This window comes from Pseudomonas sp. H1_D04 (assembly GCF_054683855.1).
Genome location: NZ_CP162826.1, coordinates 3587749 through 3612311, shown reverse-complemented (window position 1 = coordinate 3612311; position 24563 = coordinate 3587749). Strand labels below are relative to the sequence as shown.

Annotated in this window: 17 protein-coding genes and 1 riboswitch; of the genes, 2 read left to right on the top strand and 15 right to left on the bottom strand. The window is 60.2% G+C overall.

Going from position 1 to position 24563, the window contains the following annotated elements:
- Nucleotides 1–129: 129 nt before the first annotated feature.
- Entirely contained in the window at nt 130–1134 is a 1005-nt protein-coding gene (gene ltaE / locus AB4N82_RS16700) for a low-specificity L-threonine aldolase (RefSeq protein ID WP_032886759.1), read from the bottom strand.
- Between the two features lie 191 nt (nt 1135–1325).
- Nucleotides 1326–1495, top strand: a riboswitch (FMN riboswitch).
- Between the two features lie 97 nt (nt 1496–1592).
- On the opposite strand from ltaE, the gene AB4N82_RS16695 reads away from it, so the two are divergent.
- Nucleotides 1593–2102, top strand: a complete 510-nt coding sequence (locus AB4N82_RS16695) for a 6,7-dimethyl-8-ribityllumazine synthase (protein WP_032886758.1) — start codon at nt 1593–1595, stop codon at nt 2100–2102.
- 133 nt (nt 2103–2235) lie between these two features.
- Here AB4N82_RS16695 and astE read toward each other — a convergent pair whose 3' ends face one another.
- The 7 genes from astE to AB4N82_RS16660 form a co-directional block, all read right to left on the bottom strand.
- Nucleotides 2236–3240 (bottom strand): succinylglutamate desuccinylase, encoded by a 1005-nt coding sequence (gene astE, locus AB4N82_RS16690; protein ID WP_122764450.1) that lies wholly within the window; start codon nt 3238–3240, stop codon nt 2236–2238.
- An 11-nt stretch (nt 3241–3251) separates the two neighbouring features.
- Nucleotides 3252–3542, bottom strand: coding sequence for a hypothetical protein (locus tag AB4N82_RS16685; protein ID WP_003214319.1), 291 nt, complete (start codon nt 3540–3542; stop codon nt 3252–3254).
- 24 nt (nt 3543–3566) lie between these two features.
- Nucleotides 3567–4913, bottom strand: coding sequence for an N-succinylarginine dihydrolase (astB, locus tag AB4N82_RS16680; RefSeq protein ID WP_095185702.1), 1347 nt, complete (start codon nt 4911–4913; stop codon nt 3567–3569).
- 156 nt (nt 4914–5069) lie between these two features.
- Nucleotides 5070–6539, bottom strand: a complete 1470-nt coding sequence (gene astD / locus AB4N82_RS16675; RefSeq protein WP_163034919.1) for a succinylglutamate-semialdehyde dehydrogenase — start codon at nt 6537–6539, stop codon at nt 5070–5072.
- Nucleotides 6536–7561 carry an arginine N-succinyltransferase gene (astA, locus tag AB4N82_RS16670; RefSeq protein WP_032886754.1) on the bottom strand — a complete coding sequence of 342 codons (1026 nt, stop codon included), beginning with the start codon at nt 7559–7561 and terminating at the stop codon, nt 6536–6538. The genes astD and astA overlap by 4 nt, the downstream gene beginning before the upstream one ends.
- 51 nt (nt 7562–7612) lie before the next feature.
- Nucleotides 7613–8632 carry an arginine/ornithine succinyltransferase subunit alpha gene (gene aruF, locus AB4N82_RS16665; protein ID WP_032886753.1) on the bottom strand — a complete coding sequence of 340 codons (1020 nt, stop codon included), beginning with the start codon at nt 8630–8632 and terminating at the stop codon, nt 7613–7615.
- A 196-nt stretch (nt 8633–8828) separates the two neighbouring features.
- Nucleotides 8829–10049, bottom strand: coding sequence for an aspartate aminotransferase family protein (locus AB4N82_RS16660; RefSeq protein ID WP_122764452.1), 1221 nt, complete (start codon nt 10047–10049; stop codon nt 8829–8831).
- A 310-nt stretch (nt 10050–10359) separates the two neighbouring features.
- On the opposite strand from AB4N82_RS16660, the gene AB4N82_RS16655 reads away from it, so the two are divergent.
- A complete protein-coding gene (locus AB4N82_RS16655) occupies nt 10360–16272 on the top strand; it encodes a dermonecrotic toxin domain-containing protein (RefSeq protein WP_460102252.1) in 5913 nt (1970 codons plus the stop codon).
- 33 nt (nt 16273–16305) lie between these two features.
- Here AB4N82_RS16655 and AB4N82_RS16650 read toward each other — a convergent pair whose 3' ends face one another.
- From AB4N82_RS16650 to acs, 7 genes are all read right to left on the bottom strand, one after another.
- Complete coding sequence (locus AB4N82_RS16650; protein ID WP_095185706.1) at nt 16306–17286, bottom strand: GlxA family transcriptional regulator; 981 nt, start codon at nt 17284–17286, stop codon at nt 16306–16308.
- Between the two features lie 129 nt (nt 17287–17415).
- Nucleotides 17416–18180, bottom strand: coding sequence for an ABC transporter ATP-binding protein (locus AB4N82_RS16645; protein WP_032886749.1), 765 nt, complete (start codon nt 18178–18180; stop codon nt 17416–17418).
- Between the two features lie 27 nt (nt 18181–18207).
- Nucleotides 18208–19320: a succinylglutamate desuccinylase/aspartoacylase family protein gene (locus AB4N82_RS16640; RefSeq protein WP_122753555.1), complete on the bottom strand. Its 1113-nt coding sequence runs from the start codon at nt 19318–19320 to the stop codon at nt 18208–18210.
- A gap of 1 nt (nt 19321) precedes the next feature.
- A complete protein-coding gene (locus tag AB4N82_RS16635) occupies nt 19322–20020 on the bottom strand; it encodes an ABC transporter permease (protein ID WP_032886747.1) in 699 nt (232 codons plus the stop codon).
- Nucleotides 20017–20706, bottom strand: coding sequence for an ABC transporter permease (locus AB4N82_RS16630; protein WP_032886746.1), 690 nt, complete (start codon nt 20704–20706; stop codon nt 20017–20019). The genes AB4N82_RS16635 and AB4N82_RS16630 overlap by 4 nt, the downstream gene beginning before the upstream one ends.
- Before the next feature lie 91 nt (nt 20707–20797).
- Entirely contained in the window at nt 20798–21583 is a 786-nt protein-coding gene (locus AB4N82_RS16625) for an ABC transporter substrate-binding protein (RefSeq protein WP_460102246.1), read from the bottom strand.
- Nucleotides 21584–22236: 653 nt separating this feature from the next.
- The gene (gene acs, locus AB4N82_RS16620) at nt 22237–24192 is read right to left on the bottom strand and encodes an acetate--CoA ligase (RefSeq protein WP_032886744.1); all 1956 of its coding nucleotides are present in this window, start codon (nt 24190–24192) and stop codon (nt 22237–22239) included.
- Nucleotides 24193–24563 lie beyond the last annotated feature (371 nt).

Genomic DNA, 24563 nt, shown 5'->3' with positions numbered 1-24563 from the left:
GCTGCGGCCAAAGGCCAGTGCGCAACATCATCAGACGGAGCGACGGCAAAAGGCCGCATTATATCGGCCCTTTGCCGGGGGTACAGCGTGTTTATGCGATAGAAACGCTCAATTAGACGGTCTGCACGATCATTTGCGCGAAAATTCGACGAATGTCGCAAGCACCTGCTCAATCTGCGCCCGACTGACATCCAGATGAGTGACCATACGAAGGCGTGGCGCGGCGCTCAACTTGATCCCGCGTTCGGCAGCAAAGGCCTTCAAGGCCTGGGCCTGATCGCCGATCTGCACGTAGACCATGTTGGTCTGCACCGGCTCAACCTCATACCCCGCTTTGCGCAGCTCTTCGCCCAGCCACTGAGCGTTGGCGTGGTCATCAGCCAGGCGTTGCACCTGATGATCCAAGGCATACAGCCCCGCCGCAGCCAGGGAACCGGCCTGGCGCATACCGCCACCGACCATCTTGCGCAAACGCCGGGCCTTGGCGATCAACATCGTAGAGCCGCACAGCACCGAGCCGATGGGGGCACCTAGCCCCTTGGACAGGCACACCGACACCGAATCGAAATGCTGGGCGATCTCCCGCGCATCCACCCCAAGCTTGACCGCCGCGTTGTAGATTCGCGCGCCATCCAAATGGAGGGCCAAGCCATGTTCACGGGTAAACGCCCGCGCCTTGGCCAGGTATTCCAAGGGCAGCACTTTGCCTTGCATGGTGTTTTCCAGAGCCAGCAAGCGGGTGCGGGCGAAGTGGAAATCGTCCGGCTTGATCGCGTCCCGTACATGGTTCAAATCCAGGGAGCCATCCGCCTGCACTTCCAGCGGCTGCGGCTGGATCGAACCCAGCACCGCTGCACCACCGCCTTCATATTTGTAGGTGTGGGCCTGCTGGCCGACGATATATTCCTCGCCGCGCTCACAATGAGCCATCAACGCCAGCAGATTGCTCATGGTGCCGGTGGGCACGAACAACGCCGCAGCAAACCCAAGGCGCTTGGCCAATTCAGCTTCCAGCAGATTGACGCTGGGGTCTTCACCGTAGACGTCATCGCCGCTGACGGCAGTGGCCATCGCGTCCAGCATGCCGGGGGTGGGTTGGGTCACGGTATCGCTGCGCAGGTCAATCACGGTCATGAAACAGGCCTCTAACAGGTTGAGTACGTCCTTTTATCGATGATTACTGCGGGCAAAGCCCCGGAATATCAAGCCCCGTTTACATTCAATCGAATACCAACCAAACAAACCGATATAGGTTATCGATACGGCGTCCGTGCAGTTTTTGAAAAACCATGTTAAAAATCTCCCCGCCGCCAGGGTTCTGGTGGCAACGTTCTCAGGGCGGGGTGTAATTCCCCACCGGCGGTAATTACACGCAATGTGTATAGCCCGCGAGCGCTTGGCGCCTCGAACTGCTCACGCGGGACGGCGACAAGGTCAGCAGACCCGGTGTGATCCCGGGGCCGACGGTCATAGTCCGGATGAAGAGAGAACGGGATTGAGACCTAAGGGCCGCGCGCCTATTGACGCATGCGTACCCTTAAATCCCATTCGATTCATAACGCCCTGTTTTTTTCTTAAACAGGAGTCAGAACATGCAACCCACCGCTATCGACAGCAAAAGCAAAAACCACTACGGCGAGCGCGTCGCGTTTATCCAAGCCTGCTGGCACAAGGATATTGTCGACCAATCCCGTAAAGGCTTCCTCGCCGAAATGATCGCCCAGGGCTACCAGGAATCGGACATCGATTTCTTCGAAGTCGGCGGCGCCTTTGAAATGCCCCTGCACGCCAAGCTACTGGCCAAGACCGGTCGTTACGCCGGTATCGTTGCCGCCGCGCTGGTGGTGGACGGTGGCATCTACCGTCACGAATTCGTCGCCCAATCGGTGGTCAGCGGCCTGATGCAGGTGCAGCTGGAAACTGAAGTACCTGTGTTCTCGGTATCGCTGACGCCGCATCACTTCCACGCGGGCAGCGAGCACCACGCGTTCTTCCATGATCACTTTGTGCACAAGGGCCAGGAAGCTGCACGCACGTGCGCCGACACCCTGCACAAAGTACGTGCGATCCGTCGTAGCGAGCCACGGGCGGTAGCGGTCTAAGCAATACTGCAAAACAAAATGTGGGAGGGGGCTTGCCCCCGATAGCAGTGTGTCATTCAGCTCATCTGTAGCTGAGACACCGCCATCGGGGGCAAGCCCCCTCCCACATTTGCATCCGGTTACGCCTTGAGACCTATACCAGGCCAGCGTCCGTGGTCGGCACAATCAATATCCCTGCCCGCAAACCATTCTTCACCTTAGGGTTGGGGAAGATGATGCGTGCGCCCTCCTCCTCGATCACCCAACGCGTCTTGGCCACATCTTCGGCCAGCAGATAACCCTTTTCCAATTCCGAAAAGTTTTCCACGTCAGCCGGCAAGTGCAGCAGGAAAGCATCACTGTGCTTGATGACTTCACGCGACACGGCGAACAGTTTCAACCCGTCCAGGCTGTCAGTCTCAGGCTCCGTGCCTTCGATAATCTGTTTGAGGCGCAGCTCCAGGCGGGAAACATTCACCCCTTGGTTCTGCCCGAATGGCCGCGCCTTGCCCAGTTCCAGGGTGAAAGCTTCGGCGTCCAGTTGCTCATAGGTAAACGCCGTGAAGGTGATCGATGTCTTGTTCTGCAGTAGCACCGCTTCCATGCCGGCAGCGTTCAAACGCGCCAGTTCGCGACGCGAATGCTGGCGCCCGTCTTTCCAGGGGTACAGGGCGAACTGCTCAATCTTCGAGCCGCGAATGGCGGTGTGCAAATCGTAATGCAGGCGCGAACGGCCAGGCTGGCTGAAGAAGCTACGGGCCAGTTGTTCAAGCTCGGCGGCGCGCATGGCTTCGGGGCCGATGTTTTTTTCGTGACGGCCGTTGAACAGCCGGTTGACGTCCAGTTCGAGGTAACGCTCGCCGCGGCGCATCGCCTCGGGGTTGCCGAACAGGAACAGAATACGAGTGCGGGGTTTGATCTCCCCACGGGCGATGCCATGCAACAAGCGGTCGAGCAGTTCGATCGGCGCGGTTTCGTTGCCATGGATGCCGGACGACAGCAGCAGGTCGCTGCCATTGTCCCGTGCTTCAGGAGGACGCACTTCAAGCGCGCCCTCACTGAGCCAGCGCATCTGCACGCCGTCGACAGTCGATTGAATTTTTTGCGCCGGTTCACGACCGGCGAGGGTCAGTTCAAGCAATTTGCCGAGGGCGAGCATACGCAGCTTCCTTAGTGGTTGCAGCCTGGGCCGTGGACGTGATCGTCGTCATCACCTTCAACGTCGGCCGGTTCCATTTCCAGCTGCAGGCTCATCAGGTTGGTGGCCAGTGGGCGCATCAGCAGGTTGGCGTATTCGGCATCGCCTTCTTCGACGTCCACACCGATCAGCAGTTGGCCACGGCCGTCGTGCTGGATCCAGATTTCCTTGCCCTGCCAGACCACGGCGACGCGGGTGCAGGATGTTTCCAGCTGGGTGCCGTCGGTGTCTTCAAGGATCAGCTTCAGGGTGTCGGTGGTCATAAAATAGTTCTCAGCCGTGCGGCGTTAATTGATCTGGAAAGGATAAACCGAGCCCAGTTTAAGGATTTGCGTCAGTTCATCCAGTGCCGTCCGGCACTCAAGCAGCAACTGCGGGTCAGCCAGGTCGGTTTCACGCAGGCTGTCGCGGTAGTGTTTGTCGACCCATTGGGTCAGCGTGTCGTACAACGGCGCGGTCATGATAACCCCTGGATTCACCGCCGCCAGTTCCGTTTCGTTCAGCGCCACGCGCAAGCGCAGGCACGCCGGGCCGCCGCCGTTCTGCATGCTCTGCTTGAGGTCGAAGACCTTCACTTCGCGGATCAGCCCACCCGCAGCGGTCAGGCCTTGCAGGTAATGCCACACGCGCTCATTGGCGCGGCACTCTTCTGGCACGATCAACAGCATCGAGCCGTCAGGTCGGGTCAGCAGTTGGCTGTTGAACAGGTAGGAACGCACTGCGTCCTCGACGCTGACCTGGGCGCGCGGCACGCACACCGACTGGAAGTTGCCGCCCACTTTGCCCAACTTTCCTTGCAGTTCGGCGAGCATCTGTTCGGTATTGAGGAACGCATCCTCGTGATAGAACAGCACTTCGCCGTTGCCCACCGCGATCACGTCGTTGTGGAACACACCCGCATCAATCACGGCCGGGTTCTGCTGGGCGTAGACCACGCCGTCGTCTTTCAAACCGTGCAGACGGGCGACGGCCTGTGAGGCTTCGAGGGTCTGGCGTGCCGGGTATTTCTGGGGGGCCGGGTAACGGGGATCGAACGCGCTGCGGCCGAACACAAAAAACTCTACCCCGGCCTCGCCATATTCACGGCAAAAACGCGTGTGGTTGGCCGCGCCTTCGTCGCCGAACTGCGCCACCGCCGGCAATGCGGCGTGATGGGCAAAGTGTTTCTGGTCAGCAAACATTGCGCCCAGCACGCGGCTGGTGGTCGGGTGTTCAATGCTGCGGTGGTACTTGCAGTTGAGGTTGGCGGCGGTGAAATGCACGCGACCATCCGCCGTGTCGGCGCTCGGGCTGACCGTGGCGGCGTTGGCCACCCACATGCTCGACGCAGAGCAACTGGCGACCAACAACGGCATGGCCTGCTTGGCCGCCTGCTGGATCACCTGGGCATCGGTCCCGCTGAAGCCAAGGCTGCGCAAGGCGGCCACGTCCGGGCGCTCTTGGGGCGCGAGTACGCCTTGCACAAAGCCCATGTCCATCAGGGCTTTCATTTTTTGCAGGCCCTGCAACGCTGCTTCCTTGGGGTTGGAATGCTGCTGGCTGTTGCTCTGGGACGCGACGTTGCCGAAGGACAAACCGCCGTAGTTATGGGTCGGCCCCACTAGACCGTCAAAATTGACTTCATAGGATTTCATCGGCGAGGCTCCACGAACATCTGTTTTTATAGGCATCGAATTACTTGAATACACCACTGAACCCCTGTGGGAGGGGGCTTGCCCCCGATAGCGGTGGATCAGTCACCTGATTCATCAACTGACACACCGCGATCGGGAGCAAGCTCCCTCCCACATTTAAATCAGCGTAATGCCGGGGGTTAGCGTGGCCGGCACCACCAGGCTTGGCGTTTCAAGCGACGCCACCGGGTACGCACAATAATCCGCCGCGTAATACGCACTGGCGCGATGGTTGCCTGACGCCCCCACCCCACCGAACGGTGCGGTACTCGCAGCGCCGGTCAGTTGTTTGTTCCAGTTGACGATCCCGGCGCGGCTTTCCAGCCAAAATTGCTGGTAACGCGCCTCGGAGTCCGACAACAAACCGGCGGCCAGGCCGTACTGGGTGTTGTTAGCCTCGGCAATCGCCGCCTCAAAATCAGCGTAGCGGATCACCTGCAACAGCGGGCCGAACAGTTCTTCGTCTTCGCGCTCGGTCACACCGGTCACGTCGATGATGCCTGGGGTCAGCAAAGCGGCCTGATCCTGCGGCTGGGTCATTTCCAGCAGCGCGACAGCGCCATTTGCCAGCATCAGCTCCTGGGCATCCATCAGCGCTTTCGCAGCGCCGAGGGAAATCACCGAGCCCATGAACGGCGCCGGTTGCTGGTCGAACGCACCGACTTCAATCGTCGCACTCACCGCCACCAGCCGCGCCAGCAATGCATCGCCCCAGGCGCCTTCCGGTACCAGCAGGCGACGGGCGCAGGTACAACGTTGGCCGGCAGAGATAAACGCCGACTGGATAATGGTGTAGACCGCCGCATCCACATCGGCCACTTCGTCCACCACCAGCGGGTTGTTGCCGCCCATTTCCAGGGCCAGGATTTTGTCCGGGCGTCCGGAGAACTGCTGGTGCAGGTGATTGCCGGTACGGCTCGAACCGGTAAAGAACAAACCGTCGATGCCTGAGTTGGCCGCCAACGCGATACCGGTTTCCCGCGCACCTTGCAGCAGGTTCAGCACACCCGCCGGCAGACCGGCTTCGATCCAGCACTGCACGGTCAGCTCGGCGACTTTGGGGGTCAACTCGCTCGGCTTGAACAGCACGGTGTTACCCGCCAACAAGGCCGGGACGATATGACCGTTGGGCAAATGCCCAGGGAAGTTGTAAGGGCCAAACACCGCTACCACACCGTGGGGCTTGTGGCGCAACACGGCGGTGGCGTCACCCAGGGGGCCGCTCTTCTCGCCAGTACGCTCCCGGTAGCTTTGCACCGAGATCGCAATTTTGTTGGCCATGCTGGTGACTTCAGTGGCCGATTCCCACAACGGCTTGCCGGTTTCCTCACCGATGCAGCGGGCGATTTCATCGGCGCGACGTTTAAGGGTCGCGGCGAAGGCTTCCAGCACGCTGATGCGCTCTTCCAGCGAACGCTTGGCCCAGGCCGGGAACGCCTGGCGCGCGGCCTGCACAGCGGACTCGACCTGCTCGGCAGTGGCGCCGTTGCCGGCCCACAGCACGTCTTGAGTCACCGGGTTGCGTGATTCAAACAACTCACCCTGGCCAGACAGCCAGCTACCTGCGATATACAGCGAATTCATTATTTCGACTCCCGAGCAGCAGACAACGGTACAGCGCGCACTTGATCACCCACCACCAGTTGCAGGCGCTTGGCAGTCTGCGGATCGACCACCAGCGTGCCTGCCGCCAGGCGGGCCGGTGCGGCGGTGATGCGACACTCTTCGCGCTTGCGGTTATGGATCAGGAACGGCGTGGCGTCGTCCCCCGGCGTGCCGATGGCCAGCACCAGCGACTGGCTGTCGCGCACCGCACGGATTTTGCTGGTCTCACACTCCACTGCCGGGCCGGCGTCGAAGATATCGACATAGCCCTGATAGCTGAAGCCTTCGCTCTTGAGCATGCTCAGCGCGGGTTCGGTGTCCGGATGGACTTTGCCGATCACGTTGCGCGCGTCTTCCGACAGGAAACAGCTGTACAACGGAAACTTCGGCATCAGCTCGGCGATAAACGCCTTGTTGCCCACGCCGGTAAGGTAATCGGCCTGGCTGAATTCCATCTTGAAGAAGTGACGCCCCAGGCTTTCCCAGAACGGCGAACGCCCGGCATCGTTAGACACGCCGCGCATCTCGGCAATGATCTTGTTGCCGAACAACTGCGGAAACTCAGCGATAAACAACATGCGCGCCTTGGCCAACATGCGGCCGTTGAGGCCGTTGCGGTAGTCGGCGTGCAGGAACAACGAGCACAACTCGGAATTGCCGGTGAGGTCGTTGGCCAGGAACAGCGTCGGAATCTCGCGGTAAATGTTCAGTTCCTGGGAGGCGCTGACGGTCAGGCCCACCCGGAAGTTATACCAAGGCTCACGCAGGCCAACGGCGCCAGCGATGGCGGAAATCCCCACCACGCGGCCTTCGTCGTTTTCCAGCACGAACAGGTAGTCCGCATCGCCACGCCCGGCGTCGCCGCGAAAGGTTTTTTCCGCCCAGCCAACCCGATGGGTCAGGCGCTCTTCGTTGGCCGGCAAGGTCGTGAGGCCGGTGCCGGTGCTGCGCGCCAGATCAATCAGGGCCGGTAAATCGCTGCTGCGTACGGGACGAACGATCATGCTATCTCCTCAGACGGGCCGCTGTTGTCAGCCACCCGCGAAACTCAGTCTTTATACCGCTACCAAGCGCACACTCGCGCCTTCGCCAACGCCCAGGGCTTCGGCAGTTGCCAAGTCCAGGGTCACCGGTTTGCCGGGCGCGTAGTCCAGCTCCAGCATCACCGCACGGTAATCCTGCAACTGCGCGTTGCTCACCAGGTATTGGCGGCCGACACCCTTGACCATCTCGCCGATCTTCACCGGAACCACGCGGCTCTGGGCAATAGAGCGAATCCCCGAAACCCGTGCATGCAGCGTGGGGCCGCCATCGAAGATGTCGATGTAATGGTCGGTCTCGAAGCCCTCGCGCATCAGGATGTCGAAGGTAATCTGCGCACGCGGGTGCACCTGGCCCATGGCTTCCTGGGCTTCGTCCGGCAACAGCGGTACGTAGATTGGGTAGTGCGGCATCAGCTCGGCGAGGAACGTACGGCTTTTCAGCCCGCACAGACGCTCGGCGGCGGCGTAGTTGAGGTCGAAGAAGTTGCGGCCGATGGCATCCCAGAACGGCGAATCACCGTTCTCGTCGCTGTAGCCGACAATCTCGGTCACCACCGAGTCGGCAAAGCGCTCGGGGTGGCTGGCGACGAACAGCAGGCGGCCACGGGAATTGAGTTCCGACCACGGCGAACCGACCAGCTCGGGCACCACGTAGAAACTGGTGAGCAGGCTGTTGCCGGTGAGGTCGTGGCACTGGGAAAGCACGTGGATCTTGTTGTGGATCTTCAGCTCGCGCGAGGCGTGCACGAAGGTCTCGTTACGAAAACTGTAGAAAGGCTCCGAGTAGCCGGCCGACGCGACGATGGCCGAGCAACCGGCGAGCTTGCCGGTCTCGGTGTCTTCGAGCACGAAGAAATAGCTTTCTTCACCGTTGAAACTTACCTCGGCCGCGAAGGACGCTTCGCTGGCGGCGATCTTGTCGCTGAGGCGTTCCACATCATCCGGCAAGGAGGTGACACCAATCGGGCTGTCCGCAGCCAGACGCTGTACCTCGCCCAGATCAGCCATTTGCGCGGGGCGCATCACCAGCATGGTGTCACTCCTTAACTCTAAAACTCATAGGGGAAAATTACCGGACATAGCTGGAACAACCATATTCCAATGTGGGAGGGGGCTTGCCCCCGATAGCGGTGTATCAGTCACCGGATGTATCAACTGAAAGACTGCTATCGGGGGCAAGCCCACTCCCACATTTTTGACCCAGTCCGGCCGGCAGAAGGTGTAGTTATCAGGCTTGTGTCAGGGCTTTTACTGCACGTTCGAAGCGATCCAGGCCTTCGTTGATGTCCGCTTCTTCCACCACCAGGCTCGGCGCGAAACGCACCACGTCCGGACCGGCTTGCAGGATCATCAGGTTTTCTTTCTCGGCCGCGTTGAACACGTCCTTGGCCTTGCCTTTAAACGCATCGCTCAATACGCAACCGATCAGCAGGCCCATGCCACGCACTTCGGTGAAGATGCCGTACTGCTTGCCGATCTGTTCCAGGCGCGCCTTGAACTGGTTGTGTTTGGCGTTGACGCCGGCCAGCACCTCAGGGGTGTTGATCACGTCGATGACCGCTTCGGCCACCGCACACGCCAGCGGGTTACCGCCGTAAGTGGTGCCGTGGGTGCCGACCACCAGGTGCTTGGCCAGGTCTTCGCGGGTGAGCATCGCCGCGATCGGGAAACCGCCGCCCAGGCTCTTGGCGCTGGTGAGGATGTCCGGCGTCACACCGTAGTGCTGGTAGGCAAACAGGTGGCCGCTACGGCCCATGCCAGTCTGCACTTCGTCGAACACCAGCAGCGCATTGTTGGCGTCGCACAGTTCGCGGGCGCCTTGCAGGTAAGCCAACTCGGCCGGCAGTACGCCGCCTTCGCCCTGGATCGGTTCGAGCACCACGGCGCAGGTCTTGTCCGACACGGCGGCTTTCAGCGCAGCCAAGTCGTTATAAGGAACGTGGGTGATGCCGGTGATTTTAGGACCGAAGCCATCGGAGTACTTCGACTGACCACCAACGTTGACGGTGAACAAGGTACGGCCGTGGAAGCTGTTCAGCGCGGCAATGATCTCGTACTTCTCGGTACCGAAACGGTCGAACGCCACGCGACGGGCCAGCTTGAACGCGGCCTCGTTGGCTTCGGCGCCGGAGTTACAGAAGAACACGCGCTCGGCAAAGGTGGCGTCAATCAGCTTATGGGCCAGGCGCAGGGCCGGCTCATTGGTGAACACGTTGGAGACATGCCACAGCTTGTTGGCCTGTTCGGTCAACGCACCGACCAGCGCCGGGTGGGCGTGGCCCAACACGTTGACCGCGATGCCGCCGGCAAAGTCGATCAGCTCGCGACCCGCCTGGTCCCACACACGGGAGCCTGCGCCACGCACGGGGATGAATGCGGCAGGTGCGTAGTTGGGAACCATGACCTGGTCGAAATCGGCACGTTGCACCGGGGCTTGCTCAACGGACATCGGAGTCTCCTGAAGAGGAACGCCTGCCTGGAACTGGCGGGCGATGCAGGGATTGTAAGGACAGTTTTCAGAGCGGCCTTGCCGCCAAGCGACAACTTCTTATAGCGCCAACCCGCGTTTTCAGCGGGTTTACGCCAATGCGACAAATAGCGTCGCAAAGGCGCAGTTTAAACCGTGCGCAGGCCTCGTGGGCAGGGGATGACAGGATCTTCGCAAATCAGCCCCAGCGCGCTGCGCTAACTGTCTACCGCCCAACGACAAGCCTGCGCTGTTTTGCTGAGCCTCCTCAAAAGCCATCAAGGAACGGCCCATGGCGCAGCATCCCGAAACCCAAACACCACACCTCGACATTCTCCGCGACGCTATCCCTCCTTGGTTGGGCACGGCCAGTGCCGCCAAGCGCGTGGCGTTGAAAGCCTGCACGCCGTTGATTGCCGACTGGTATACCCGCGCAACCGAGTCACAACATGCACAGCTCAAAGAACTCAACGCCGCCGCCTGGACCGCGCAGAACCTCGTGGACAAGGCTCTGGCGGCACTGAAAAGCCCGGAGCAGTTCGGCGCCGAACGCCTGCACGCGGCACTCAAGGACGAGTTCGGCATCGACACTGATGTGCGCACCACCTACCTGCAACTGTACGTCCCGTTGACCGTTGTCGGTTTTACCGTCAAGCAGGGCGCGGCCAGAACCTGGTCGGTCTCACTGCTGGAAGCGGCGCTGCACAACTTCGAAGCCGACGAGACCTACGCGCAGCACTCCGGCTTCAGCACGCAACCCACGGCCACAGGGCAGTTCAGCCCCCTGCCCGACCTCGACGCGAAGATCAGCGTCGCGCAATTCACCCAGCTCTGCCGGCGCCTGGACATCGGCGGCCAATACCAACGCTACCTGGACGAGTACCTCGACCTGGGCAACCCCGTGGCGCGCAACGCCCTGGAGCACTGGCTCAAACAAAGCCACTTGGGCGCGCTGAAATTCGCTCTGTACATGGCCTTGCTCAAGGACGAGCTGCCCGCCGCCAGCCACACCGCGGTACTCAATCTGATCGAAAACGGCGACGCCACGCACAACGGCTGCCCACCGCTGATGGCCCATGATTTATTCATCATGGATTGTCGCCTCACTGGCGTGGTGCTGTTCGCTCCGGATCTGGAGAACAGTCGCGATACAGCCCCGCTGATCGCCTATATCCCCGACGATCCGCAACACCCGATCAAACACTACCCCAGCAGTGCCGCGTTCATGCAGAGCCTGGTCGCCCGGCTGCGCTCGAAGGACTTTCAAGGGTTCTTCAGCCGTTTTGTCCGCCATGAAGACGCTGCGGTGTTCTTCGCCAACCTCAATCAACGCCTCAGCCAAGTCACCTGGCATGCGCATAAACAGGGCGATCCACTGCCCAGTTGGCGTGACACCCCGACCCAGAGCCCCCAGCTGCAATTTCGCAGCCTCAGGATCAACGGTGACCTCTTCGCGCATCTATTCCAGATGCACCTGAGCAAGCTGCTGGCAGACGCGCAGAGCCGCGCGGTCTCCACCGCCAAGGTCGACCAGAACGCACGTTGGGAACGCTGGGAATTCCTGAAGAAAATCGGCGATACCCTGCTGCAGATCGTTGCCTTCGTGGCACTGCCGTTCGTGCCGCCGCTGGGCGCACTGATGCTGGCGTATACCGCCTATCAGGTGCTCGACGAGGCCTTCGAAGGCATCATCGACTGGGCTGAGGGCCTGCGACATGAAGCCCTGGGCCATGCTTTGGGCCTGCTGGAGCAGATGGTCCAACTGGGCCTGTTCGCCACCGGATTGCCCATCATCGAAGGACTGGTGCGCGAAGCATTGCCCGCGCAGCTGCTGGCCTTCATCGAGCGCTTGCAACCGGTCAAGCGGCCCAACAGTCAGCGCCGTCTGTGGCAACCCGACCTCAGCCCCTATCGCCAGGACGTGACACTGCCCGCCGAGGCACGCCCGGACGCGCAAGGCCTGCACCTGCACGCCGACAAAAACATCCTTAGCCTCAATGGCGAGCGCTATCACGTGCAGAAAACCGCCGGCCGCTATTTCATCCAGCACCCCACGCGACCTTCGGCTTACCGTCCGGCCGTGATGACCAACGGACAGGGCGCCTGGGTCACCGAGCTGGAAAACCCCTTGAGCTGGGATAGCACTACGCTGATGCGCCGCCTCGGTTACCAGACCGATTCGTTGAGCGACGCGCAATTAGCGCAGGTCCGCGACAGCAGCGCTACCCATGACAACACGTTGCGCAAAACGCACAGCACCCAGCAGCCGCCACCACCGCTACTGGCCGACACCCTCAAGCGCTTCAAGATCGACCAGCAGTTGCAGGAGTTTGTGACACAGATGAACAGCGACGACCCGGCGATCTACGCCAAGGCCGATCCGCAGACCCAATTGCAGTTGCTGATCAGCTATGGCCTGTGGCCCTCCGGCAAGACCTTGCGGGTGGTGGATGCCGGCGGCAACACCCTGTGGGAGTTCCTAGGAGAATCCGGGGCCAGCACTGTGCAGGTACTTGAGGAGCAATTGCGCAACGGCGACCTGCTGCCCACCCTGATCGACAGCCTGAATGAGCCGGAGCGCAAGGAACTACTGGAAGAAGAATTCGGGCTGCCTCCCGCCTCCAGCCGCACCCGCGCAGCCGCTTTGCGCAAAAAACTTGCGCGTATTGCCCAAGACAAGCGCTTCTCACTGTTCGACTCACGCTACCGCGGCCAGGACCGCACCAGCGACCCACGTGTGCAAAAGCTCATCGACAGTGCCTCGCGCCCCGGCCTGCCGACGCCGGTTGCCGAGGAGTTACTGGCCGGTGCCAGTGGCGAGGAGCTCAAGTCTATCGACGCTGGCAACGTACCAACGCGCCTGACCGAACTGGCCGAATGGTCGTTGCATGAAGTGCGCACCACACGCGCCTATGAAGGCCTGTATCTGGACGCTGTGGAAAATCCGGACACTTGCCGGCTGGCGCTGCATTCGCTGGAAAACCTCAATGGCTGGCCCGAGTGGATTCGTCTGGAACTGCGCCAATACCGCGCTGACGGCGAGTTGCTCGACGCCATCGGGCCTACTTACGCGCCGACCAAACGTACGCTGGTGGCCACACCGGACGGCCAATTCATCCCCGAGAACGGCCAGACCGCACTGTTTGGCAGCACCGATTTCTACACCGCCGTCCTGCAGGCCCTGCCTGACAGTGCGCGCAATGCGCTGCAACTTCATATCGGCCAGGGCCCACGCCTCAAGCAGGCGATCGGCGATGCCCCGGTGGATCGCCCTACCTTGCGCGACATATTAAAGAGCGACCCGCACAACAAACCCAGCTACGACCCCAATGTCATGCGTTTGCGCGGCGGCATGGACGGTTACCCGCCAGCCATTCCCGAGGTGCCGGGACCCAGCCGCGGCCCCTCGCTCGAACAACAGCTGCAGACGCTGCGCCCGCAACTGTCGCGTGCAAGAATCCGCGACATGATCGCCGCCCTGCAAAACACCCCCGGCGGTGCACAACTGGCCTTAACCCGGTTGCGCAACGAATACATCCAACTGGACCTGAACCTGGTGGTCTGGGAATCCCAGACACCCCGTGTACACCCCACAACCGGCGCTACGCTGAGCGCGCTCCAATATGAATACCTGCGGCGCGACCGCAATTTGTTCGCCCACCAACTACGGCGAGCCTGGCGCCAGGAAACCGAGCTCGATAACTTCTATGAGCCGCCAGCCATCAACGGTCATATCCTGCGACTGTCAGCCCCCCTGCTGGGTGAGTTGCCCACCCTGAGTGCACGCTTCGAACATGTCTCTCACCTGGAATTGCAGGGTGCGCACCAACGCATGGAAATCGACGGATTCCTGCAGCTTTTTCCAAGCTTGCGTCGGCTGAACATCCGCAATCTTGCCGTGGACGAACTGCCGCCCAGCCTGGCCTCGATGAACACGCTCAACGAATTGATCCTGAGTAGCTGCAACATCCGCCTCACCGAGCAAAGCCATGCGGTCATCAACAACATGACGCGCCTGTTGACCCTTGACCTGTACAACAACCCCCTGACGCTGACTCCCAATGTGGAACAGATGCCGCAGTTGCAATACCTGGACCTGGCCAACACCGACATCGAGCAACTGCCCGAAGGATTGCTAAGTCGCAGCCACCTGACGCTGGCGATGCTGTCCAATAACAGGATCAGCGAGTTGCCTGCCGCCCTGTTCGATTTGCCCGTCGACATCACTCGGCATTTCGACCTGTCCAACAACCCGTTGTCCGAGCCGACACTGGAGCGCGTCAAAGCCTACTTCCAGCGTACCCAACACTACTTGGAAGCGATCCCGGCCATGGTCGACGCGGAGCAGGCCAAAAGACTGTTCCCCTCGTTCAACGGTGACCAAATCAACCGCTTCATTTTTGGCCTGCCAGGGGACCTGGCAGCCGGTCGCGTCGAGATGAGTCGGCTGGAGAACGAATTTCCCACCATCCGTCAGGATTGCCTTGGCTGGGCCAACGATAGCAGCGTCACCGCCGAGGAACAGGCCCTGCGGCACCGATTCATCGCTGCCCTTGAGGCAGGCTGGCGACGCGATATCACCTCGGGCGATGTCAACTTCGGGCTACCGATGCTCAGCTACGAATTCAGCCTTTTCCTCCCGGTGAGCGGCGATTTGCCCGCCCTGCGCACCTCGTTCAATCATGTGTCCGTGCTCGCCTTAAAGGGCTTGGGCTCACCGTTGGGCCTGGATGCGTTCCTGCGCAGTTTCCCGGCGCTGACTGCGCTGCATATCGAAAACTATGCACTGAGTGAACTGCCGCGACTCGGCCACCTGCCAAACCTGTCGTACCTAGTGCTGGACCGCTGCACGCTGCAATTGTCGCCATCCGCGCAGCAAGCCTTGCAGGGCATGCGTGAACTCAAGCACCTGAACCTCGATAACAACCCGCTGGCGCGACTGCCGGATTTCAACCAGCTGCCCAACCTGGTCAGCCTGTCACTGCGTAACACTGGCTTGAGCGAACTGCCGCGCTCGCTGATTCAGCCAGCGGTATTGCGTGCCCGCGTGGACTTGAGCCAGAACGCTTTGCGCGAGCTGCCTGAAGAGGCCTTCGAACTGCCGCGGGCGGCCAGCAACGCATTCGACCTGTCGGCCAACCCGTTGTCGCCCTCGACCTTGCACGCGATCAAGCGCTATTGCCAAGCCAAGGGCGAACACTGGAATGCCAGCATTCCCGATGCACAATTGCAGCGCATCAACGCGCTCTACCCCAGCCTCACGGAGCGAGACACCAAGCGCATCTTTTTTGAGCTACCCGGCGAACTGGAGGACGCCGACGCGCAAATCAGCCGCCTGAGTGCCGAATACGAGCGGCTCGACAGCGACCTGGAGGAATGGGTACTCAACGTCCCCGCCATGGACCAACTGGCCAACCCCCTGCTGATCGAAAATGCCCGCGCCGAGGAGCAGGTGCGTCGCCTGGCATTCAAGGAATTGATACTGCGCTGCTGGCGCAGAGAAACCGATCTGGATGAAAACGAATGGCCCGCCCGAAACACTCACAAGCTGATCTTCAACGGCCAGCTTTCCGGTGATCTGCCAGCCCTGAATGCGCGCCTGGAACATGTGACGCTGATGGAACTGACGGGCGACAAGCGCCATGTTCGCGTAGGCGAATTCCTGCAGGCGTTCCCAAACCTGACTGCGCTGACAGTGGAGCAGCACGCCCTGCAGCGGATTCCCGACCGAGTGTTCGAACTCAAGCAATTGCGCCTGCTCAAGCTCAGCAATAACCAGATCCGCCTGACGCCGAACAGCATCGAGCAGCTGTCACGCCTGACGGAGCTCACTTACCTGGATCTGAGCGACAACACCCTCACCCAAACGCCGGACCTGCGCAACATGACGCGACTGACGATGGTGTACCTGCACAACTGCAGGCTGCGCGACGTACCCACGGGGATCTTCAGCCTACCGCGCCTGCGGGCCGTAGACCTGAGCGACAACCTGATCGAGCACTTGCCGGACGACCTGCTGGGAATGCCACTGCCGCTCGACGATGACTCGGATGTGAGCGGCAACCCCCTGTCTCCCGAAAGCCTGACGATCTTGCGTACCTATTACCGGCAGACGGGTTATGAGTTGGGGGTGGAGGAAGCGACATACGACGAAAACATGGAGGATATAACCCCGCCCGGCACACCGGAACCCATGGAGGAGTGAGACAGTCGCGTACCTGTTCGTGACAACCCGGTTTCAGCCGCGTTCGGACGGCACCGATGACAACTCGAACGGGCTGCTGCTGCGCCGTTGATTGCGGTCTTCACGCGGGGTGGCGCCGAAGAAGTTGCGGTAGGCGCTGGAGAAGTGTGGCCCTGAGGAGAAGCCGCAGGACAGGCCGATCTGGATGATCGACTTGCTGGTTTGCATCAGCATTTGGCGGGCCTTGTTCAGACGCAGCTCCAGGTAATACTGGCTGGGGACGCGGTTGAGGTACTGCTTGAAGATCCGCTCCAGTTGTCGTCGCGACACACAGACGTGCTGGGCAATTTCGTCAGTGGTCAGCGGTTCTTCGATATTGGCTTCCATCAGCAACACGGCCTGGGTCAGCTTAGGATGGCTGGAACCCAGGCGGTTTTGCAGAGGAATCCGCTGGCGTTCGCCGCCTTCGCGGATGCGTTCCACCACCAGTTCTTCGGAGACTGCACCCGCCAGTTCGGCGCCGTGGTCGCGGGCCAGTACCGCCAGCAGCAAGTCGAGTACCGACATGCCACCGCAGGCGCTCAGGCGATCACGGTCCCAGTCGAACAGGTGGCTGGTGGCGATAACCTTGGGAAAACGTTCGGCGAAGTCATCCTGCCAGCGCCAGTGCACGGCGGCGCGATAACCGTCGAGCAGACCGAGCTGGGCCAACGGGTACACGCCGGCCGACAAACCACCGATCACACACCCGGCCCGCACCAATTGCTTGAGGGCCGTGCTCAGTTGCGAGGCAATAACGGTTGGCGGCTCGTCGGCCAGCAGAAACAGTTTCTGAAAGCCTTCGAGCTTGCCGGCCCATGGTTCGCCCGGCAATTGCCAGGCGCCTTCGGTGGCGGGCTCGGCGAGCAAAAACGACAGCTCGTAAACCACATCCGGATGCACCCGCTGAGCAACGCGTAAGGCCTCCTCAGCCAGCGCAAGCGTGAGTGCCTTTGTGCTGGGCCAAATCAGGAAACCAATTTTATGGGCGGTCATGGAGTGCTATCCGAAGCCTGTAACAGTAATGAAGACAAGGGCCAATGCTAGCCCGTAAACCAACACAAAGCTTAAAAACGATAAAGATCCAACTGTAGAACCCCAATGTAGAGATCCATGTGGGAGGAATTATTTCAAACTGCCGGACAGGAACTGCTGCAACCGCTCGGACTGCGGGTTCACCAGCACTTCCCGCGGGTTGCCGCGTTCTTCAACAATCCCTTTGTGCAGGAACACCAACTGGTTCGACACTTCGCGGGCAAAGCCCATTTCGTGGGTGACCACCACCATGGTGCGGCCTTCCAGGGCCAGGTCCTGCATCACCTTGAGCACTTCGCCGACCAGTTCCGGGTCCAGCGCCGAAGTCGGTTCGTCAAACAGCATCACCTCAGGTTCCATCGCCAAGGCACGGGCAATCGCCACACGCTGCTGCTCGCCGCCGGACATATGGCCAGGGAACGCATCCTTACGATGGCCCACGCCGACTTTAGCCAGATAGTGCTCGGCCTTTTCACGGGCATCTTTCTTCGACATGCCCAACACGTGCACCGGGGCTTCCATCACGTTTTCAAGCGCGGTCATATGCGACCACAGGTTGAAATGCTGGAACACCATGGACAGGCGCGAACGCATGCGTTGCAGCTGCTTGGGATCAGCGGCCTTCAGGGCGCCGTCCTTGTTGGCCACCAGTTTCAGCTCTTCGTTATTGAGCAGAATCTTGCCGGCGTGGGGTTGCTCCAGCAGGTTGATGCAGCGCAAAAAGGTACTTTTGCCCGAACCACTGGAACCGATGATGCTGATCACATCACCGGCAGCAGCGGCCAGGGAAACGCCTTTGAGCACTTCATGACTGCCATAGCGTTTATGCAGGTCTTGGACTTCAAGTTTGTACATGCGGTCGGTTCTCACAAAAACAGGTGGTCAGTCGTTGAGCAAGCGCCCGTGTCGCAGCGCGTCGCGCCCCGCCACCTTGGCCAGCCAGAAACCCGCTTGGGCATAACGTAGCCGTTCAACGGCAAACAACACCCCCGACGTACCGGCGCAGATAACGCTCACGCGGTCTTGCAGGGGGTCAATCACTTCAAAAATCGGTTCGCCAGCGTCCACCCAATCTCCGGCTTTGCGCAGGTAACTGATCACACCGGCGTGGGGCGCGAAGAGCAACTCGGTGCCTTCAAACGGCATGCCTTCGCACGCTTCGTGCTGCGCAGCCGGCCATTCGCCGTTGATCAGGCCTTGCTCGGCAAGGAATGCGAGGATGCCCTCGGCGTGGAAGATTGCTTCATCACGCCCGGTGTCGGCTTGACCGCCCAGTTCCAACGTCGTCGCGAGGCACGCCAACGGGATCTGAGCGTCCGGAAACATCCGGGACAAGCGCAACCATGGCAGCGAGCAGGCTTCATCAAACGAGCTGCCACCGGAATCCTCCGCCAACAAGCCGACCTTCACATTCAGATGCGCCGACAGCGAACGCCACTGGGGCCAATGCTGGGGCAGCGCGTACATATGCAGCGCGGCTTCGGCGTCGCAATGCAGGTCGAGGACGATATCGGCGGTGCACGCGTGGCTCAGCAAGACGCGTTGCATGCCTTGCAACTGGCTGCTCGGCTCGGGCAAGGCACTGAGCGCATCGCTCATGGCCTGACGGATCAGGCCCACATTGGCATGGGGATCATCCCCCAGCTTGCCTTGAAGCAATGCGGCAACCGGTTCGCTCAACTCGACGAAATCGCGGTTGAAATTCTTGCCACTGCCTACTTCGAAACGCCCCTGGTGGCTGCCTTGCAACAACTGGCCCAGGCCCATCGGATTGGCCACCGGCACCAGCTCAATCACACCGTTGAGGGCGCCTTGCTGTTCCAGTTCTGTCAGGCGTTTTTTCAGTTCCCAGGCGGCGCGCATGCCGGGCAGTTCATCGGCGTGCAGGCTGGCCTGGATATAGGCCTTGCGCTCGCCGCTGCCGAAACGGAACACGCTCAGTTGGCGCTCGCAGCCCAGGTGGCCCCAGGGCAACAGGTGGTCGATACGTTCCATATCAGTGCTTCCGTGGAGCCAGGTAGCTCAGCCAGCGGCGCTCGGCCAACTTGAACAGGCGCACCAGGATAAAAGTCAGGCACAGGTAGAAGACGCCAGCGGTGATATAGGCTTCAAACGGCAAGTAGAACTGGGCGTTCACCGTGCGTGCGGCGCCGGTGATGTCGATCAGGGTGACGATGGAGGCCAGGCTCGTGGTCTGGAGCATCATGATCACTTCGTTGCTGTACTGCGGCAGCGCACGGCGCAAGGCCGACGGCAGCAGGATGCGGCGGTACAGCTTATAGCGCGACATGCCCATCGCCTTGGCCGCTTCGATCTCGCCATTGGGCGTGGCCTTGAGGCTACCGGCAATGATCTCGGCGGTGTAGGCGCTGGTGTTGATCGCAAAGGCCAGGCACGCACAGAACGTGGCGCTGGACAGCAGGGGCCACATAAAGCTTTCGCGCACCGCTTCGAATTGCGCCAGACCGTAGTAGATCAGGAACAGTTGCACCAGCATCGGCGTGCCGCGGATCACGTACGTGTAGAGCCAGGCCACACCGTTCACGACAGGCTGCTTGGACACACGCATCAACCCCAGGGGCAAGGCGGCGAGCAGGCCGAAAAACAGCGAGATGGCGAGCAATTTCAGGGTAGTCAGCAGGCCGCCAAGGTACAGCGGCATGGCCTCCCAGATGACGTTGTAGTCGAAGATCATAGATCAGCCGCCCTTACGCCTACCGAGTAGCGCTTCTCAAGATAGCGCAGCGCCAGCAACGATACGCTGGTGATCACCAGGTACATCGCCGCCACTGCGAGGAAGAAGGTAAAAGGCTCGCGGGTGGCATCTGCCGCCTGCTTGGCCTTGAACATCATGTCTTGCAGGCCTACCACCGAGATCAGCGCGGTGGCCTTGGTGAGTACCAGCCAGTTGTTGGTGAAACCAGGGATCGCCAGCCGAATCATCTGCGGCACCATCACCCGGAAAAACACTTGGAAACTGCTCATGCCATATGCAAGGCCGGCTTCGGCCTGTCCCTTGGGGATGGCCATGAAGGCGCCACGGAAAGTTTCCGAAAGGTAGGCGCCAAAGATGAACCCCAGAGTGCCGATACCGGCGGCCAAAGGGTTCAAGTCGATATAGTCGTCGTAGCCGAGCATCGGCGCGACGCGGTTGAGCAAGTCCTGGCCGCCGTAGAAAATCAGCAGGATCAGCACAAGGTCAGGGATCCCGCGGATCACCGTGGAGTACAAGTCACCCAGCCAGGCCAACCAGCGCACCGGCGACAGGCGTAACGCGACCCCGATCAGACCCAGAACAATGGCCAAGGCCATGGACGACAAGGCGAGCTGAAGCGTCAACCATGCGCCATCGAGGATGACGGCCCCGTAGCCTTTCAACATGATTCAGGTCCTCGAAAAGGGGGATGAAAAAATGGCGCAAACCGCAGGAATTCTGTTGCTTGCGCCATTTAGGACAGACCGCTGCGACGTTTTACTGGGCTTCTGGGCCGTAAATGTCGAAGTTGAAGTACTTTTTCTCGATTTCTTTGTATTTGCCGTTGGCACGGATCGCAGCGATAGCAGCGTTGATGCGGTCCAGGTTTTCCTTGTCGCCTTTACGTACCGCGATGCCTATGCCGTCGCCGAAGTATTTGGCGTCAGTGAAGGATGGGCCAACGAACGCGTAGCCTTTACCAGCGTCGGTCTTCAGGAAACCGTCTTCCAGCAGGGTGGCGTCGGCCACGGTACCGTCGAGGCGGCCAGCGGCCACATCCAGGTAGATTTCGTTCTGGGTGCTGTAACCCTTGATGTCAGCGCCTTTTGGAGCCAGGACTTCACGAGCGAAGCGGTCGTGGATCGAACCACGTTGCACGCCGATCTTCTTGCCTTTCAATTCATCCAGACTGTCGCTGACAGCGGTGCCTTCCTTCATCACCAGGCGTGCTGGGGACAGGTAGTAGCGATTAGTGAAATCAACGGACTTCTTGCGGTCTTCAGTGATGGACATGGACGACAGGATGGCGTCGATCTTGCGCACTTTGAGCGCAGGGATCAGGCCGTCGAACTCTTGCTCGACCCACGTACATTTGACCTTCATCTCTTCGCACAGGGCGTTGCCGATGTCGTAGTCAAAACCAACGATGTTGCCATCCGGCGCCTTCGAGGCAAACGGAGGGTAAGCCGCTTCGATACCAATTTTCAGAGGCTTGCCTTCAGCGAAGGTCTGCATGGACAGCACGGACAGCGCCAGGGCGCCCAACAGCACGAGTTTCTTCATCTTGGGACTCCATCGGTATAGGGCAAAACAGCAGTATGAGCCATGGCCCACGATGCGGCGAAGGTGAAACCGAATAGCGGTGCTGCGTCCGACACCAATTCAACATCGGCGACGACGAGCGAGTGATCGGCATTCTAACGACAGGCCGGAAGCCGATATTTCCTCAATGCGACAACAATTTACAGAAGCACAGAGAAAGCGGTTCCAGCTCATTGACAGCCCCTGGATTTTATGCAGAGACAAAAGACATTAAACCTGTAGACGCTGCAAATTGCGGGCCTATTATTCGCAAACCCTTCTGGCACGGCAAGTCTGGCGTTTAATCTTATTTCTTGGGGTGTCTGGAATGGGGTTTTTCGGGGCACGGGCGTAGCGCTTTGCCTCATGTGTGGACATGGGGTTACACATTTGCCCCGCCCGGTAACATTCAGAAACCTCCTACGCAATAAACCGATATTTATTCGGGTGGCGCAGATCCAAACGTGGGAGGGGGCTTGCTCCCGATGGCGCTAGGCCAGCGACAGCTGTATTCAATGCCCCACTGCAATCGGGGGCATGCCCCCTCCCACACTGGATCCCCACCGGCTCGAAGCGAACATAAAAAAGCCCCACCCGGCTCACACCGAATAGGGCTTTGTCCAACCAACCTCGCCTTAAGCGACGTTCATGGTCTTGTGGGTTTCAATCAAATGCGCCACTACACCTGGATCCGCCAGGGTGGAGATATCGCCTAACCCGTCGTACTCAGCCGTGGCGATCTTGCGCAGGATACGGCGCATGATTTTGCCCGAGCGGGTCTTCGGCAAGCCCGGCGCCCACTGGATCACGTCCGGCGAAGCAATCGGCCCGATTTCTTTACGCACCCAATTTTTCAGCTCCAGGCGCAGCGCTTCGTTTGGCTCTTCGCCATTTTTGAGGGTGACATACACATAAATGCCCTGCCCTTTGATGTCATGCGGCACCCCAACCACCGCTGCTTCAGCCACTTTAGGGTGGGCAACCATGGCGCTTTCAATCTCGGCAGTGCCCATACGGTGGCCGGAAACGTTCAACACGTCATCCACACGCCCCGTGATCCAGTAGTAACCGTCCTCGTCACGGCGCGCGCCGTCACCGGTGAAGTACATGCCACGGAAGGTCTTGAAGTAGGTATCGACGAAACGGTCATGATCGCCAAATAGCGTACGCGCTTGGCCCGGCCACGAATCGAGGATCACCAGGTTGCCTTCGGCAGCCCCTTCGATCAGGTTGCCCAGGTTATCCACCAACGCCGGCACCACGCCGAAGAACGGCCGTGCAGCCGAGCCTGGCTTGAGCGCATGGGCGCCCGGCAGCGGGCTCATCATGTTGCCGCCGGTCTCGGTCTGCCACCAGGTGTCGACAATTGGGCAACGGGATTGACCGACGTTCTTGTAGTACCAATCCCACGCTTCCGGGTTGATCGGCTCGCCAACGGAACCGAGCAGGCGCAGGCTGCTGCCGTCAGCACCTTCAACGGCTGCGGTGCCGGAGGCCATCATTGCGCGAATGGCGGTCGGCGCGGTGTAGAGGATGTTGACCTTGTGCTTGTCGACGATCTTCGCCACCCGAGTGATGTCCGGGTAGTTAGGCACGCCTTCGAACAACACCGTGGTCGCGCCATTCGACAGCGGGCCATAGACAATATAGGTGTGGCCGGTGACCCAGCCGACGTCGGCAGTGCACCAGTAGATTTCGCCCGGGCGATAGTCGAACACGCGCTCGTGGGTGAGGCCGGCGTAAAGCAGGTAGCCGCCGGTGGTGTGCTGCACGCCTTTAGGCTTACCGGTGGAACCGGAGGTGTAGAGGATAAACAGGGCTTCTTCGGCGCCCATTTCTTTTGGCGCGCATACGGTGCCCGCCACTTTCATCAGGTCTTCGTACCAGATGTCGCGATGCTGGTTCCACTTGATCTGGCCATTGGTGCGTTTGCACACGATGACCTTCTGGATGCTGCTGGTTTCCGGGTTGGTCAGTGCGTCGTCGACGTTGGCCTTGAGCGGAATCTTCTTACCAGCGCGAATGCCTTCGTCGGCAGTGATCACCACCTTCGACTTACAGTCGATGATGCGACCGGCCAGGGCTTCCGGCGAAAAACCACCAAACACCACCGAGTGAATCGCACCGATGCGGGTACACGCCAGCATGGCGACCACGGCTTCGGGGATCATCGGCATATAGATAGTCACCACGTCGCCGCGGTGCACGTCCTGACCACGCAGGGCGTTGGCGAACTTGCAGACTTCTTCATGCAGCTCGCGGTAAGTGATGTTGCGGCTCTCGGCAGGGTCATCGCCCTCCCAGATGATCGCAATCTGGTCGCCACGCTCGGCGAGGTGACGGTCCAGACAGTTATAGGACACGTTCAGGGTGCCATCGGCGAACCACTTGATGTCGACATGGTGATCGTCGAACGAGGTCTGCTTCACCGTGGTGAAAGGCTTGATCCAGTCAAGACGCTTGGCTTGCTCACGCCAGAAACCGTCGGGGTTGACCACCGACTGCTGGTACATGGCCTTGTAGGTCGCCTCATCGGTCAGCGTGTTGGCTGCTACTTCGGGGCGAACGGGGTACAGGGAAGCCGCACTCATCTTTCTTACCTCGGTGACAATAGTTGTTTTTGTATGCCCTGTTGTAGCCGGGGCGACCCCATAGAACCATTCGACGATGGTAGTAACAAGCCCCTACACATTGCCCTGGTATCGGCTGACAGGGCTCTGGGCCAAGGGCTGCAAGGCTTCTGGCGCTGTGTGAAAAAACCTTTACCACGGGATTGTTACAAAAACCGCCAATAGTGTTTATCAAAAGCACGGGTATATGAATATAACCCGCAGGCCTAAAATCAACTCCGTCAACACGACGCCGTGGTTTACACGGCAGTGATTAACAACGTAACAGCCCCCACGAAGGCAACGTTAATCCGAACTAACCAATCCTAAGTTACACACGTGGCCTCACAAGG

Excerpts from the sequence above, each read along its gene's own strand:
- ltaE (WP_032886759.1), bottom strand. The coding sequence starts at position 1,134 with ATGACCGTGATTGACCTGCGCAGCGATACCGTGACCCAACCCACCCCC.
- AB4N82_RS16695 (WP_032886758.1), top strand. The coding sequence starts at position 1,593 with ATGCAACCCACCGCTATCGACAGCAAAAGCAAAAACCACTACGGCGAG.
- astE (WP_122764450.1), bottom strand. The coding sequence starts at position 3,240 with ATGCTCGCCCTCGGCAAATTGCTTGAACTGACCCTCGCCGGTCGTGAA.
- AB4N82_RS16685 (WP_003214319.1), bottom strand. The coding sequence starts at position 3,542 with ATGACCACCGACACCCTGAAGCTGATCCTTGAAGACACCGACGGCACC.
- astB (WP_095185702.1), bottom strand. The coding sequence starts at position 4,913 with ATGAAATCCTATGAAGTCAATTTTGACGGTCTAGTGGGGCCGACCCAT.
- astA (WP_032886754.1), bottom strand. The coding sequence starts at position 7,561 with ATGATCGTTCGTCCCGTACGCAGCAGCGATTTACCGGCCCTGATTGAT.
- aruF (WP_032886753.1), bottom strand. The coding sequence starts at position 8,632 with ATGCTGGTGATGCGCCCCGCGCAAATGGCTGATCTGGGCGAGGTACAG.
- AB4N82_RS16660 (WP_122764452.1), bottom strand. The coding sequence starts at position 10,049 with ATGTCCGTTGAGCAAGCCCCGGTGCAACGTGCCGATTTCGACCAGGTC.
- AB4N82_RS16655 (WP_460102252.1), top strand. The coding sequence starts at position 10,360 with ATGGCGCAGCATCCCGAAACCCAAACACCACACCTCGACATTCTCCGC.
- AB4N82_RS16650 (WP_095185706.1), bottom strand. The coding sequence starts at position 17,286 with ATGACCGCCCATAAAATTGGTTTCCTGATTTGGCCCAGCACAAAGGCA.
- AB4N82_RS16645 (WP_032886749.1), bottom strand. The coding sequence starts at position 18,180 with ATGTACAAACTTGAAGTCCAAGACCTGCATAAACGCTATGGCAGTCAT.
- AB4N82_RS16640 (WP_122753555.1), bottom strand. The coding sequence starts at position 19,320 with ATGGAACGTATCGACCACCTGTTGCCCTGGGGCCACCTGGGCTGCGAG.
- AB4N82_RS16635 (WP_032886747.1), bottom strand. The coding sequence starts at position 20,020 with ATGATCTTCGACTACAACGTCATCTGGGAGGCCATGCCGCTGTACCTT.
- AB4N82_RS16630 (WP_032886746.1), bottom strand. The coding sequence starts at position 20,706 with ATGTTGAAAGGCTACGGGGCCGTCATCCTCGATGGCGCATGGTTGACG.
- AB4N82_RS16625 (WP_460102246.1), bottom strand. The coding sequence starts at position 21,583 with ATGAAGAAACTCGTGCTGTTGGGCGCCCTGGCGCTGTCCGTGCTGTCC.
- acs (WP_032886744.1), bottom strand. The coding sequence starts at position 24,192 with ATGAGTGCGGCTTCCCTGTACCCCGTTCGCCCCGAAGTAGCAGCCAAC.